This is a genomic window from Neobacillus drentensis, from assembly GCF_036966985.1.
GTDB classification, from domain to species: domain Bacteria; phylum Bacillota; class Bacilli; order Bacillales; family Cytobacillaceae; genus Neobacillus; species Neobacillus drentensis_E.
Map to the genome: position 1 here is coordinate 25,884 of NZ_JBALSN010000065.1, position 14,392 is coordinate 40,275.

Annotated in this window: 16 protein-coding genes; 2 read left to right on the forward strand and 14 right to left on the reverse strand. The window is 42.0% G+C overall.

The genetic code is table 11. The features are described from left to right. Window positions 1–124: 124 nt before the first annotated feature. The 3 genes from V7659_RS04770 to V7659_RS04780 all read right to left on the reverse strand — a co-directional run bounded on the left by V7659_RS04770 (window position 125) and on the right by V7659_RS04780 (window position 3,271). Window positions 125–877, reverse strand: coding sequence for a class I SAM-dependent methyltransferase (locus tag V7659_RS04770; protein WP_335538470.1), 753 nt, complete (start codon window positions 875–877; stop codon window positions 125–127). A gap of 283 nt (window positions 878–1,160) precedes the next feature. Beyond that, entirely contained in the window at window positions 1,161–1,991 is an 831-nt protein-coding gene (locus tag V7659_RS04775) for an aldo/keto reductase (protein WP_335538472.1), read from the reverse strand. Between the two features lie 47 nt (window positions 1,992–2,038). Continuing rightward, a complete protein-coding gene (locus V7659_RS04780; protein ID WP_335538474.1) occupies window positions 2,039–3,271 on the reverse strand; it encodes an MFS transporter in 1,233 nt (410 codons plus the stop codon). A 192-nt stretch (window positions 3,272–3,463) separates the two neighbouring features. Between V7659_RS04780 and V7659_RS04785 the strand changes: the two genes are divergently transcribed. After that, window positions 3,464–3,835 carry a winged helix-turn-helix transcriptional regulator gene (locus tag V7659_RS04785; RefSeq protein WP_144550772.1) on the forward strand — a complete coding sequence of 124 codons (372 nt, stop codon included), beginning with the start codon at window positions 3,464–3,466 and terminating at the stop codon, window positions 3,833–3,835. Window positions 3,836–3,946: 111 nt separating this feature from the next. Here V7659_RS04785 and V7659_RS04790 read toward each other — a convergent pair whose 3' ends face one another. From V7659_RS04790 to ssb, 6 genes are all read right to left on the reverse strand, one after another. Continuing rightward, on the reverse strand, window positions 3,947–4,939 hold the full coding sequence (locus V7659_RS04790; RefSeq protein WP_335538476.1) for an aldo/keto reductase: 993 nt from the start codon (window positions 4,937–4,939) through the stop codon (window positions 3,947–3,949). 345 nt (window positions 4,940–5,284) lie between these two features. Then, window positions 5,285–6,970, reverse strand: coding sequence for a hypothetical protein (locus tag V7659_RS04795; protein ID WP_335538477.1), 1,686 nt, complete (start codon window positions 6,968–6,970; stop codon window positions 5,285–5,287). Window positions 6,971–7,158: 188 nt separating this feature from the next. After that, window positions 7,159–8,280, reverse strand: a complete 1,122-nt coding sequence (locus V7659_RS04800; protein WP_335538479.1) for a 3D domain-containing protein — start codon at window positions 8,278–8,280, stop codon at window positions 7,159–7,161. 154 nt (window positions 8,281–8,434) lie between these two features. Further along, entirely contained in the window at window positions 8,435–8,830 is a 396-nt protein-coding gene (locus V7659_RS04805; RefSeq protein ID WP_335538480.1) for a hypothetical protein, read from the reverse strand. A gap of 410 nt (window positions 8,831–9,240) precedes the next feature. Beyond that, window positions 9,241–9,468, reverse strand: coding sequence for a hypothetical protein (locus tag V7659_RS04810; protein WP_420491702.1), 228 nt, complete (start codon window positions 9,466–9,468; stop codon window positions 9,241–9,243). Next, window positions 9,458–9,835: a single-stranded DNA-binding protein gene (gene ssb / locus V7659_RS04815; protein WP_335538482.1), complete on the reverse strand. Its 378-nt coding sequence runs from the start codon at window positions 9,833–9,835 to the stop codon at window positions 9,458–9,460. The genes V7659_RS04810 and ssb overlap by 11 nt, the downstream gene beginning before the upstream one ends. 243 nt (window positions 9,836–10,078) lie before the next feature. On the opposite strand from ssb, the gene V7659_RS04820 reads away from it, so the two are divergent. Beyond that, window positions 10,079–10,516 carry a YwpF family protein gene (locus tag V7659_RS04820; protein ID WP_335538484.1) on the forward strand — a complete coding sequence of 146 codons (438 nt, stop codon included), beginning with the start codon at window positions 10,079–10,081 and terminating at the stop codon, window positions 10,514–10,516. Window positions 10,517–10,568: 52 nt separating this feature from the next. Here the strand turns inward: V7659_RS04820 and V7659_RS04825 are convergent, their stop codons facing one another. From V7659_RS04825 to spoIIID, 5 genes are all read right to left on the reverse strand, one after another. Further along, window positions 10,569–10,931: a hypothetical protein gene (locus tag V7659_RS04825; protein WP_335538485.1), complete on the reverse strand. Its 363-nt coding sequence runs from the start codon at window positions 10,929–10,931 to the stop codon at window positions 10,569–10,571. 139 nt (window positions 10,932–11,070) lie between these two features. Next, window positions 11,071–11,505 carry a 3-hydroxyacyl-ACP dehydratase FabZ gene (gene fabZ / locus V7659_RS04830; RefSeq protein WP_335538486.1) on the reverse strand — a complete coding sequence of 145 codons (435 nt, stop codon included), beginning with the start codon at window positions 11,503–11,505 and terminating at the stop codon, window positions 11,071–11,073. 74 nt (window positions 11,506–11,579) lie between these two features. Then, the gene (locus V7659_RS04835; RefSeq protein WP_335538488.1) at window positions 11,580–12,254 is read right to left on the reverse strand and encodes a DNA-directed RNA polymerase subunit beta; all 675 of its coding nucleotides are present in this window, start codon (window positions 12,252–12,254) and stop codon (window positions 11,580–11,582) included. Window positions 12,255–12,683: 429 nt separating this feature from the next. After that, a complete protein-coding gene (locus V7659_RS04840) occupies window positions 12,684–13,685 on the reverse strand; it encodes a rod shape-determining protein (RefSeq protein WP_026568272.1) in 1,002 nt (333 codons plus the stop codon). 186 nt (window positions 13,686–13,871) lie between these two features. After that, complete coding sequence (spoIIID, locus tag V7659_RS04845) at window positions 13,872–14,144, reverse strand: sporulation transcriptional regulator SpoIIID (protein ID WP_026568271.1); 273 nt, start codon at window positions 14,142–14,144, stop codon at window positions 13,872–13,874. Window positions 14,145–14,392: the final 248 nt, after the last annotated feature.

Consider the following 14,392-nt stretch of genomic DNA (forward strand, 5'->3'; position numbering starts at 1 on the left):
TTTTAACCCCCTTTGCTAATTTTATTTTAACATAAATATCCATTTTTAGAGGTTGTTTTGCACTATAACTATCATGAATCTATTGAGCACACAGCAAAAAGGGCCTTAAGCAGCCCCTTTATGATCACTCTTTCACTCCTAACACACGAATCCGCTTATAATCCGCGACCCATGTACCATTCTGATATAAAACTTCTCTTAAATTTTGGGTGGCTTCTGTTATGATGCGCTCTTTGGTCTCGGGTGCGAGGCCTTCCAGCATACTTGTGGCGAACATCTTAATCCAGTTACGCAATCCATTTTCTCCGTTTAATGGTGTAGGCCGGTCGAAGTGTTGGGCGTGGGTGACTCGAAATCCTACTTGTTCCATTAAGGAGGTGTATTCACCGATGCTAGGGTAATACCATGGAAATTGCTCCGTTTGATAGCTGGCTCTTAATTGATGAATAAGTTCGTCGGTGATTTTTTGGACGTTGCCTTTCCCGCCGAATTCTGCAATAAATCGGCCCCCAGGTTTTAAGGCCTGGTAAATGGATTGCAGGGTCTGTTTCGGAGTTTTCACCCAATGCAGTGTGGCATTAGAAAAAACGGCATCGAATTCGTCCCTATAATACATGGTAGCAGCGTCCTGCACCCGAAAGGTAAGTCCAGGATACTTTTGTTGTGCCTGCTTGACCATGTTTTCGGATTTATCTATCCCAATTATGGTTGCACCCAGTTGATTCATTTGGTTGGCCAGATCCCCTGTTCCACAGCCAAGATCGAGAATTTTTTCACCTCGCTTTGGTTCAAGCCATTGGAGCAATGCCCCGCCAAAATGAGAAACAAATGCATGCTCTTGATCATATAAACTAGCATTCCAACTATCTTTTGTCATCCTATTGGACATCCTTCCCACCCCTTAATTTCAATTTTTTAATAATTATAACAAAATTTTGGGAAAAATAACCACAAATGTGTCCATGTACGGTGCCTGACACCAGGTTTCGCTGTGCTCGATTTACCGGTGGAGACGAATTTCCCCTTTAACGGTAAATGCAGCAGGGCTCCTTTTACCGCAAGAGACGATTTTTTCCTCGAACGGTAAATGGAGGAATAAAAAAGACCAATCTTCGGATGAAGATTGGTCTTTTGCTAAAATAGCTCCCTACCTATATATATTAAAAATCAAAATTGTCAGGGTCTGGGCCGACGCGGTGGTTTTTATTGAGCTCGTTGATTTGGTACATATCTTCTTGTGTTAGTTCAAAGTCGAATACTTGTGAGTTTTCGATAATTCGGTGTTCTTTTGTTGATTTTGGGATGGTGACGACTCCGTTTTGCAGATCCCAGCGCAAGATGATTTGGGCGACAGATTTATTATATTTTGCGGCAATTCCCGCTAATACTTCATTGTCTAATAATTGTCCTTGCATTAATGGTGACCAGGCTTCCATCTGTATGCCATTTTCGCGGCAGAATGTTTGAACTTCATTTTGGGTTAAGAGTGGATGATACTCGACTTGGTTCACCATAGGCTTAATTTCCGCGTCCTTCAATAGGTCTTCCAGGTGATGTACTTGGAAATTGCTGACCCCAATCGCTCGCACGCGTCCTTCTTTATAAAGGGTCTCTAATGCTCTCCATGCCTCTTTGTATTTGCCAGCTACTGGCCAGTGGATGAGGTAGAGGTCTAAATACTCTACACCTAGCTTTTCTAGACTTGTTTGATACGCTGCTAAGGTGGATTCGTAGCCAAGGTCGGCATTCCAAACCTTTGAAGTGACGAATAAGTCTTCTCTAGCGATGCCCGATTCCCTTATCCCTTGTCCTACTCCCTCTTCATTTCCATAGATGGCAGCCGTGTCAATGCTCCGGTAACCATGTTTAATTGCCGCTTTCACCGCGTTCACTAACTCCGGTCCTTCCTCAACCTTAAAGACACCAAGGCCAAACCATGGCATTTTTACCCCGTTACTTAATGTTGTTGTACTTTGTAAATTGTTTATCATTTTAAAAACCTCCAATTTTATTAAGTTCATTTACTCGGATGTCCTCCTCAAGAGGACAAGTGTACTTTTGTGGTGCCTGACACCGTTGACACCGTTGACTCCAAGTCTTTCTTTTCCAACGCCCGGCTTACCCCTGTCAGAATAGCTGCTGCGAGGACCATTAATGCTCCAATCCAGGTGGTGTGGATGAGGCCTAGCGTATCAGTGATAGTGCCGCCTAGGTAGGAGCCGATGGCGATTCCCGCGTTGAAGGCGGCGATGTTGATGGCTGATGCCACATCGACGGCGCTTGGGACGTAGCGTTCTGCAAGGATGACCACGTAAACTTGCAGTCCTGGTACGTTCATAAAGGCGAGCAATCCCATAAAAATAATCGTAATTAAGCCCGCGATTTTGAAGGGCGCGGTGAACATTAGGACAAACAGAACAACGGCTTGAACGATAAACATATAAAATAGCGATCCAATTGGATTGCGGTTCGAGAGCTTGCCGCCCATCATGTTGCCAATGGCGATCGCCAATCCGTACGCCAGTAAAATTATCGCAATCGAACTCTCGTTAAATCCGGTTATTTCCTGTAGTAATGGTGACAAATAAGTAAAGACAACAAATGTCCCGCCATACCCCAGGGCCGTGATGACGAATAAAAGTACGAGCCGGCCATTGGTCAGGAGTCTGAACTGATCTCGCACGCTAGTCTGGGTTCCTTTTTTCAAAAAAGAAGGTATGAGAATCCAGTTGGCAATGAAGCCGATGATTCCAACGATGACGATAAGGATGAAGGCAAGCCTCCAGCCGTATTGTTGGCCGATGAATGTTCCGAATGGCACGCCGGTGACGGTGGCAACGGTGAGGCCAGAGAACATAATTGAAATAGCGCTCGCGCGGCGGTTGGCCGGGACGAGATCTGCAGCGATGGTCGAACCGATCGACATAAAGACGCCATGTGCTAAAGCTGAAATCACGCGCGCTGCGAGCAGGACGCTGATGGTTGTTGCGCTCGCGGCGATTCCATTACCAATGATGAAGACAATCATGATCCATAGTAATAGGGTTTTCCGTGACATGCGTGATGTTATTGATGTTAGCACTGGCGCTCCGAACATTACCCCGAGGGCGTATAGGGAAACGGTCAGTCCAGCAGTGGTGACGGGAATGTGCAAATCTTGTGCAATGAGCGGCAGCAGGCCGACGCTGATAAATTCGGTGGTTCCGATCGCGAAGGCGCTGATAGCTAAGGCCAGTAGTGCGAATGTGCTTTGCTGTTTATTTAAAGGCATGAATGTTCCTCCTCATTTGTGTAGGTTTATTTAAAAAGGTATTATTGTTTTCACCCGGCAAATGTTATTATGGAGGATATGTGGGATTATCGGAAGTACGCACTTTAAAGTGATATAGATACCTCGCGGTGCCATAGGTACTTTTTAGTGCCTGTCTGCCTGCAAGTCCGCGAATTGAGGAGGAAGATGAAGATGGAGAAGAAAAAATATAATATATCGGTTGAGGCGACGCTTGAGGTGATTGGTGGGAAGTGGAAGTGTGTGATTCTCTGCCATTTGACGCATGGGAAAAAGCGGACGAGTGAATTAAAGCGGCTGATGCCGAATATTACGCAGAAAATGTTGACGCAGCAGCTGCGGGAGCTGGAGGATGATGGCGTAATTAACCGGATTATTTATAATCAGATTCCCCCAAAGGTTGAGTATGAGTTGAGTGAGTACGGCCGGAGCCTGGAGGGGATCTTGAATTCGCTTTGTACATGGGGCGAGAATCATATTGAGAGGGTTTATGGGGATAAGTTTTCTGTATTAGAGGAAAGTGTTTTGAATGATCATTTGAAATAATGTCTTTGTGTTTTTAAAAACTTTACCCCTTTAGATCCGATGTCTAAAGGGGCATTTTTATAAGTCGTTGTTTGGACGAACCCGGAATGACTTTCGAATACTTTGTATTAATTATTGAATGAACCATTTTTTCCGTGGTACCGCGTAATATTCTCCGGCAACAAGTTCTCGAGGTATGGCTTTTTCTATTCGTGAGAGGTCATTTGCGGTTAATTTCAGCTTTACTGCACCTAAGGATTCGTGAAGTTGCGACCGCCTTCTTGCACCAATTAGTGGGATAACATCATCACCCTGGGATAAAACCCATCCAATGGCCATCTGTGCAACGGTTACTTGCTTTTCTTCAGCAATTTTACGCAATTCCTCTACAAGGGCTAAGTTCTTTTCCAGATTTCCGTCGGCAAAACGAGGTGCTTTACCACGCATATCATCCGACCCTATAACTCTATCTTTTGACCAATTACCGCTCAATAACCCTCTGGAAAGAACGCCGTAAGCCGAAAGCGAAATGTCTAATTCCCTTAAGGTTGGCAAAATATTCAATTCAACGCCTCTATTAAACAGTGAATATTCCATTTGCAACCAACTAATCGGATGTACTGAATGAGCACGGCGAATGGTCTCAACGCCTACTTCAGAAAGTCCAATGTTACGCACATACCCGGCCTTTATCATATCTGCCATTGCACCAATGGTTTCCTCGATAGGTACATTGGGATTTATGCGAGATGGCTGATAGAGATCGATATACTCAACACCTAGGCGCTTTAATGTATCCGTAAGGAAATTCTTAACTGTATTAGGACGGTTATCAACCTCCTCATTCTTTTTGTCAGGGTAGTGAAACTTTCCATCGAATTTTACTGCAATGAAAGCATTGTCTCGACGTCTCCCATGTAAAGCCTCACGTAAAAGTAATTCATTGTGACCGCTGCCATAAAGGTCTCCGGTATCAAAGAGTGTAATGCCTTCCTCGAGTGCTGCGTGGATTGTTGCAATGCTTTCACTTCGCTCCGCCTCACCATATAACCATGACATCCCCATACAACCTAAACCAATCTCAGATACCAAAGAACCATTTTGACCCAGTGCTCGCTTTTTCATTAATCATTTCCCCTTTTTTTCGTAATTCCAATAAATTTGTGGTTTTCCCAGTTCACAACTTTTATGACTCAAGCTGTAACAATTTCATTCTGAACCTGAATTTTTACTTTCTTTACTACTATTAAAATTCCTTTTTATTATGCTATTTACAAAGGCACTTCTTGCTGTATGAGACCAGTGGCAATGGTGTTTTTGGTGTCAGGCACCAATTATTGTATCAGCCCATTGTTAATGGGGTTAACGGTGTCAGGCACCGTGCTTTTTGCGACTGATAAAAAAAAACGGTACGCCATCGTGTTGTTGATTGGCGTACCATTCTGTGTTGGGTGCTATGTGGCCCTATTTTTATGATTGAATATATGGTCGGTCTTTTAGATGGTCGGTATGCTCCAGCATGTGCATGTAAAAGAGTTCGTAGCGGACCCAGCGGAGTGGGAATGAAAACGCGACTTCGTTTTTCTTGTTATAGATGAGAACGTGTTTTTTGCTATGCTCTACTTTTTTGATTTCATGCAAGCCGATGGTGTGCTGCTGCGCTCCGTTTTCCATCACTAGCTGCTGGCCAATGACCTGGATTTTTCTTTTCTTATTTTTGGTAAGTTCATAAAGACACATCGCACCACCGATAACGGTTAGTGCCACCAAGAAAGGAATCCCGTCTTTCGGAAACCCTGTTACCGCCTCTTTAATCCAGTGAACCACCGCGAGGCTGAGGAAGAACCAGGCACCTCGACTGAGCCGCGGCGAGCTTTTAAAGTAGATACTGGACTCATGTTCTTCCTTTTCCTCTTCTCTCTTTTGGAAAAAAGCGGCTTTATGTTCTTCGATGCTGGCTGAATCCCATTCGACAAAATCAGTATAGCTGCCGTCCCATAATTCGGCCGTATCGTCTCCATCCTCAAGCGCATAGCCGCCTGCCCAGCCCACGTATCGGGTCCCGATATGCACGAAACTCAGCAAATAATAGCGTATCGGCTGGCGATATGTGTTTTCCGTTTCGACTGTATCGATGACCTGAATGTCTTCCGGAAAGCGGATGACTCCTTCCTCCTCCTCAGGCAGGTTGATAATCGCCGAAAAGAGTCTCGTCTTCGCCAAATGCGGCTGCTTTCCTTCTGTGATAGGATACAAATGCTCTAGATTCCTTTCCTTTAACTCCCAATAAACCATTTCTGCACTCTCAATATGCTCAGCTGCTTCTACGAGCGTTTTCTGTTGATACGGAAGGTTTTTGGCCACGCATACCAACAGCGCCTGCGTTTTTATTAACGGATCGCGGAAAGTCATGGCCTGCTCCAGCTCAGCACTGATGTCGGCTGAAAAATAATATTCCATTAAGCTAATAAATAATTTCATTTTTGTTCGAACCGCAAAATAGCTATCCTTCCAAGCCGAATAAACGTATTTGCTTGAAAAATCAGCGTCAAATTTCAGATACTCCTGTTTCTCCACATGATAATCTTTGAGTAATGACGGAAGGATGACCTCCTTCTTATAGCCTTTTTCTAGACGTGAGTCGTTCAGTGATAGTACTAAACTATAAAGCAACAATTTATAATGCTCTGTATTAAGCTTGTCGAGGGTTTTATCAAGGATTCCCTTAATCAGCATCGGATAAGGGTCCAGTTCATTGATTGGAATATGGAATTCCTCAGTCTGGATTAACTCGACGATTTTTTCCTCAAGCACATAAAAAATATCCTCGTCTTCTGTTGTGAGCAGCATTTCAATTGCCCGCTCTTTTGCCCGCAAGTCAAAGCTGTCAAAATGCTTGAGGATCCCTTCCACCACTTCCGGCATCGGAAAATCACAGACAAAGTCTATGAGATAAAAGGAGGGGTTGTCCCAGCGGTCAACTGGCTCTGGGAATCCGGACGCTGCTGTTTTGATTATATCCTTTAGAACATCGATTTGAATCTCGAGTCCTTCTTCCATTTTATATTGAAAAAGCTGGTCAAGCGCTTCAAATCTCTTTTGAGGATCCTCACTTTTTACCTTCTTTAAAATCGAACGCAATTTTAACTCAATCACTAAACTGATCCCTCTCTCATTCTACCAATTTGTAACAATATGAATTTATTTTATTTCATAAAACCAAAATCAGCAACGCTTGGGTGTGAGGCACCATTTGCTGTATAAGTCCTGTGACTATAGCGTTTTCGGTGTCAGGCACCGCACCAATATAAAAAGACCTAACAGTTTCCTGTTAGGTCTTGATTTTAATCTAATACGATGATTTTTACGGTTTTTCTGCCCCATTGTATGCATTGGGATGTGGTTGGCAGTAATACGTCAATTTTATGGCCTTTGATTGCGCCGCCTGTGTCGCCAGCAACAGCAATGCCATAGCCTTCAACCCAGACTTTTTTTCCAAGTGGAATGACTCTTGGGTCGACAGCAATTAATTTCATATTGGGATGTTTCCTAATATTGTATCCAGCTGCTGTAATGTGGAAGGATTCTTCCGGGCTGTATGCTGTCGCAGTTACATACATTTCCTTCCCTTTGATGGCTGCAGTTGTTTCTTTATTTGAAGTTGGCGCCGGTTTTGCTTTTGAAGTGGTACGGGTCTTCGCCTCTTCTTGTTCATTTTTAATTTTGGCTTGAATATCACTCAGTTGTGATTCAATGCCTGCCTTTTCCTGCTCGGCAAGCGCCATTTGTTTAAGGATTTGACTATATTTTTGTTGCATTACGGTTAAGGTTTGTTGACTTTTCTGGCTGTTTTGATCAAGTATTTGCTGCTGTTTCGCAAGATCCTCTTGATCTTCTAATAAAATTTGTTCTTGTCTATCAATCTCTTTTTTGTCTTCCTCAATCTGCAGCAGGTCTGCCTTCTGGGATGTCAAGATATCTTTATCTGCATCCATTAGGGTAGAAACGGCGCTCGCGCGTTGGATAAAATCTGAGATACTATCAGATTCGAAGAATAAATTGATGATGACATTAATATTATCCGTTTGTTGAAGTGAGACCGCTCTCTGCTTCATAATTCCTTTACGGGCAAGGATTTTGTCTTCGAGGACAACAATTTCTTGTTTCTTTTTTTCAATGAGTTCATTTGTAGCGTCTATTTTTTGTTGCGTTTTGGCCATTTCTTCTTTGTTTTTTGTAATATCACTGTATAGGGCATTCAATTCTTGTTGAATTTTTACAATTTCTTGATTAACATTCTGCTTTTCTTGCGCTTTTTGCTCTACTATTTTTTGTTTTTCCGCTAGCTCTTCTTTAGCATTATGTAGGGCTTCCGTGCTTGTTTGTGCATATGTAACCATAGACCCCGATACTGATAATATGATTGTAAGTAACACGAGAATGATACGCTTTCTTGTCGTTTGCATACACTTTCTCCTTTCCTTAGTACTCTATTTATACCAGAAGAATGTGCCAGTAATGTTACAAAAATATTAAAAGTACATCACTTTTTGTCATATTACACATATTAGTGTCAATTCTGTGTCATAACAGTGTTAAGTTTTAGGACGTCGAATTACATTAAATTTTCTTACTTTCCGTGAGTGTGCTGTTTGGTTTGTCCTTCGCTAATCTCTTTTTATCATTCGGGAATTCCGTTAAAAAAGACACCGAGTTCCCTTCTTTAATGGCAAAATGGGTGAGGAATTCAAAAACTTCTTTTTCAGTTAAATCATTGTTTTCTTTATAGATTTGTAAAGAATGCTGCTCGTACGTAATATGAATTTCGGAATTAAAGCTATGGATGGGAATAATTGCCTTCTTATGAAATGGAATAGATTGATAAGGAGTAACCTCATATGTGTGGGGCGACCGAGTTGAGAGTTGGACTGCATCAAAAAAGCTTGGTTTACTGTCGATTTCTATTTTTTTCTTTCTGGTTGGTTTGCCAATAAATATTATTGAGTTTTTCTCCACAAAAATACCTACCTCCATAAAATACAATAATTTACATCACCAAACATTATTCGACGATAACTTACAAATTCCTTTAAGGTGATTTTATCCCAACTCATATTTTTTCTGGAATGTTCACTATTTTTACATAAATGAATAGGAGTATTTGGCAGATAGGCTCATTAAGAGGAGTCATGCTCCATCACGAAGGATTTCTATTGGCTTAAATCAAAGAAGCCGCTGACGAGTTCAGCGGCTTCTTTTAAAAAAAACAGGGGGGTTTTTCTCTTAGTTTATCCCGTTGGAATATTTTTATACGTGCCAATCACAAAAAAATTCCGGCAAGTAACTGCCGGATAAATGGAGATCATCTCGGAGATGGCATTGATTTTTTTTCAAAGGGTCAGTTGCGGGGATAATTTTTGAAAATCCTAAAAACGAAATGGAATAGTTGGTGAAGGTTCGTGAGGATGGGAGGAGTAAATTCTAATGAGGTTGTCTCTTTCCTTGATTTCATGCTGTTGTTCCCTAATAATCCATTCCAGCTGGCTAACGCGTTTTTGGAGGCTGTCGAAATTTTTATTTGAATTTCCGACCATTTTGATTAAACTTTCCAATAATTGCTCAAGGTTTCTGGTCATTTCATCGTTATACACCAATCGTCACTTCCTCCTTTTTTGGAGGAGCTTCCACTTCATGCGGCTGCGGCTTGGAGCTTAGGAACTGAACCGTTTCCGCGACTACCTCTGTCACATACACCCTTTTCCCCTCTTTGTTATCATAGTTCCGCGTCTGCAATCGCCCCGTGATTCCGATTACTGAACCTTTCCGGCAATATTGACACGTATTCTCGGCTGTTTTCCGCCAAAGTGTGCATTGAACAAAATCAGCTTCGATTTCGCCATTTTGGTTACGATAGTGACGCGACACCGCCAGGGTGACTTGGGCCACGGCCGTCCCTTCTGTCGTCTGTTTTAATTCGGGGTCCCGCGTCAACCTGCCAACAAGTGTGACTTGATTGATCATACCTTCATCTCCTTCTTTGTTTGACGGTACTAGCATAGCCTGTTGGTGTCCTTGTTGTAAAACAGGGAAAAGACCATTATTAGGCTGGTTTTTAGGAGATAAACAGTTTTTCAAAGGGATTTTTGTCAAAAAATGGCTTGTTGATTTTCAGAAAAACTAATCTTCTAAATTTCGACAAAAACTTTTCGACATTTGCTTTAAGTGAACATATGTTATAATTTAGGAAAACGCAATCAGGAGGTTATGATGAAATCTTTTAAGTTGTACTCATTAGATGTAGTGGAAGATGATACTTCGATTGAAGTTCCGTTAGTAGATGGCTTAATTCTCAATAAGGAAGACGAGCGCTCCACATGGCTGCTTGAGGCGTATACAGATTTGTCCCTCTATGATTATTTCCAAAAAATTTCCGAGCAAAATCGCGACATTATTGTTGAGGCTGTGATTACTAAGAAGGAGAATGCGCCTGCTTATTTTCAAACAAATATTGTCTCGCTAACTAAATTTGAAAAGCATATTAGCGTTTTGTTCGAGGGAAGAATCCGCCGAAATAAAAGCGACTATTCTGAGTTATTGCTCGAAAGTCTTCTTCAAAAAGGGTTGGAAGGCCCCGCGCTGCTCACCGAATTTAGAGAAAAGATCCAAAGTAAACCGAAGTTAAAAGTGAAGTCGAACAAATAAATTATAAGTTAAGGGACAGGCTAACAGCCCGTCCCTTCTTTATTGCCGTGATTTACTCGTCTTTATTATCCCTATCTTTCACGTCAATATCATCTTCGATTATTTCTTCTTTTTTGGTATTGCTATCCTTAATTGGGTCTTTGTCGGTATTAGTATTTTTGTCCTCTGACATTGGATAATGGTTATTTCTGTTGTCTAAATCCATGTTATCGTCATCATAATTGTTCCTATCATTTAAATTGTTACGGTTTAAATTGTTACGATTTAAATTGTTGTCATTTAAATCATTATCATTTAGATTGTTATCGACGGCTGGTGGCGGCGGATTTTGGTCATCGTTATCATTATTACAGGCTGTTAACATTCCTGCAGATAAAATTGAACCTGCTAGCAAAAGAAATAACTTTTTATTCAAAATCATGAACCCCTTCCAAAACAAGTATTGACCTACCTCATGGTCTAATTTTAGGTTGTCCAGTGTCTTTCAAATGATTGCTAGCATTTTTTTACATAAAAAAACGACCAGAAATTCCTTCCCGGTCGTTTCGTTTTGTTTATTTTTTTTTCTCCCCTAAGGCAAATGTGATTTCGGCTTCACATGCCACTTCACCGTCAACGGTTGCAACGGCTTTTCCTTTGCCGATTGGTCCGCGCAGACGGATGATTTCTACTTCCAGACGAAGCTGATCGCCTGGTTTGACTTGCTTTTTAAAACGGCAGCCATCAATTCCTGCAAAAAAGGCTAAGCGGCCGCGATTTTCTTCTTTTTTCAACATTGCGACAGCCCCAACCTGTGCAAGAGCTTCGACGATTAATACACCAGGCATGACAGGGTAATCCGGAAAATGGCCATTAAAGAACTCTTCATTGGCGCTAACGTTTTTAATTCCGACTGCGCTCTTCCCTTCTTCTACTTCTAAAATTCGATCCACCAAAAGGAATGGGTAGCGATGTGGGATGATTTCTTTGATTTGTTCGATATCTAACATAGATTAGTACCTCCTACTAGTAACAAGTATTTACTTCCTATTCTACTACTTAACGTATACAAAAAGGAAGGGAATTACATCCCTTCCTCCACTTTTCTTTTTCCTTTTTCAACTAAATCAATAATATGCGTCCATGTGGATTCCTTGAATACATCTTTAACGTTTCCGCCGCCAAGGATCCCATATCCAACCATAGCGCCCAACGATATGCTTATGAAAGCAAAGACCACTAAAAGAATCAGTCGCAGCCAAATTGGAATCAGGCGGATTCTGACTCGTTGATGTTTATTAGAGACATTCTTTTCTTTGTCTTTCGTGGCGGCATCTTTCGACCTTTTTGCCTCACGGCTTTTGTTCCTCGCGTTTGATGTCTCCTGTTTTTTTACCTGTTTTTCACGTTTCTCAGCCTTCGCTTGTTTCGCAGCATCCCTCGTGCTTTGTACCACTGCTTTTGCCGGTTTCGCTGCGGTTTTAGTGACTGCTGACACTGCTTTTCCCGCACCCTTCGCGATTGAGACAGCGGGTTTTGCCACGTTTTTTGTTACTTGAACAACTTCCTTGGCTTGTATCGCAGGAGTATCCTTTGTTTGTCGGACCTCTTCTTTGGCATCTTTCACTGCGTCCTGTGTTCTGTGCGCTGCGTCCTTGGATTGTTTCGCTGCGTCGTTATTCCGTTGCTGAGCTTCGGCTTTGGCCCGCTTATATTCTTCTCTCGTACTATATTCTTGATTTGGATTATTTATAGACATTTGTTAATTCCCCTTTTACTGAAGTCCGCCCATTTATTTTTATCTGCATGGGAGACCCTGGACCCAGTGAGTTATACATATTATAACCAATTTTTCTTTTCAACTCTTATAGCTGGTTTATTTGGATTTATTTTTACAATTAGTCATTCATTATTCTATTATAAAAAATAAATTCAAAATACTCATCAATTTTTTACAGGAAATAGTCAATAAAGGTAGAAATTACTCAAATTCTGTCGTTTTTTAAAGAGAGTTCTATCGAAGTTCAAAGAAAAAAGCCCAATGACTGAGGCTTGTCCTGCCTGCTTCATTAGACTTTTTGTATCCTGCTCTTTTGAGGTATGATGTCTTACAACACCAAACCTAAAAGGGCCGCTAAGATTCATTGTCAACTTAATTCCACTTGCAGGGACAATTTTTCAGAAAGGATCATCCAAACTTCCGACTTGGAATCTTGTCGATGTTATCAAGCATAATTCCTGTTCCAATCGCGACACAATCCATTGGATTTTCGGCCACAAGGACGGGAACCTTTAATTCGTCTGCTAACAGCATGTCAATGCCATGCAGCAATGCGCCGCCGCCTGTTAAAATAACGCCGCGGTCAATGATGTCAGCTGATAGTTCTGGCGGAGTGCGTTCCAGCACGCTTTTTGCAGCCTGAACGATCACAGCAACCGATTCACGTAATGAACCTTCGATTTCTTCGGAACGAACTGAGATGGTGCGCGGCAGACCGCTTACCATGTCACGTCCGCGGATTTCCATTTCTTCCGAGCGTGAACCTGGGAATACAGTCCCGATGTTGATTTTTATATTTTCAGCTGTACGCTCACCGATCAAGAGCTTGTATTCGCGTTTAATGTAGTTGAGGATTTCCATGTCGAATTTGTCACCGGCCATTTTGATGGAGGAAGAAGTCACGATATCGCCCATTGAAAGGACTGCTACATCCGTCGTTCCTCCTCCGATGTCCACTACCATATTTCCGCTCGGTTGGAAAATGTCCATTCCCGCACCAATCGCTGCAACCTTTGGTTCTTCTTCTAAGTAAATCTTTTTCCCGCCGCTCTTTTCAGCAGCTTCTTTGATTGCTTTCTGCTCTACACTTGTAATATTCGTTGGGCAGCAAATCAGAATGCGCGGCTTCGATAAAAAGCCTTTAACGTTTAACTTATTAATAAAATGCTTTAACATTGCTTCCGTTACATCAAAGTCAGCGATCACACCATCTTTAAGCGGGCGGATCGCGACGATGTTCCCAGGTGTCCGACCAACCATGCGGCGAGCTTCTTCACCAACAGCAAGTACGCGATTTGTATTTTTGTCAATTGCCACTACGGACGGCTCATTTAATACGATTCCACGGCCTTTTACGTGAATTAACACGTTAGCCGTTCCCAGGTCAATCCCAATATCTCTTGCAAACATTCTCTTTTCTTTCCTCCTTAAAACGGAATCCACATACTTTTCCTAATTGTATATTGTACCACACTCATTAAGATTTCCATACTTTTAGCATAGAAAAGTTGTAAAATCTTGCAGAAGGATGTCGTATTGGAGGATTCCTAGAGAATGCCTTGAAACCTATTCTTTTTTCAGCCGAGTCATAACGGTTTATTTTACAGCTTCACCTTCCTTTTCTTCTTTCTGATATTTCATTTTTGTTGCCTCTCCCCCTCGGAGATGACGGATTGATTTATGATAGTCTAAAATACCTTTAACCTCGTTTGCCAGCTCTGGATTAATCTCAGGAAGTCTCTCTGTAAGATCCTTATGGACTGTACTTTTGGATACGCCAAACTCCTTCGCAATCACGCGAACCGTTTTCCTCGTCTCCACGATATACTTTCCAATCTTGATAGTTCTCTCTTTGATGTAATCGTGCACACTCTCGCCCTCCCTAAATTGGATGTGAGAAGTGTGAAATGAGACCCGCTTATCACTTCGACGAATTCTGCTTCCGTTATGGTGTCTGCTTGATCATCAACCTTGGTGTCAACTTTGGTGTCAGGCACCATTAAAAGACATTTGTCCACTTATGGAGGACACATTAGGTTGATGGGTCTCAGGCACCAAACGGCAGAAAGTAAGTTACCTTCTGTCTATACGATGAATAATCATGTCCCCGACTGAAT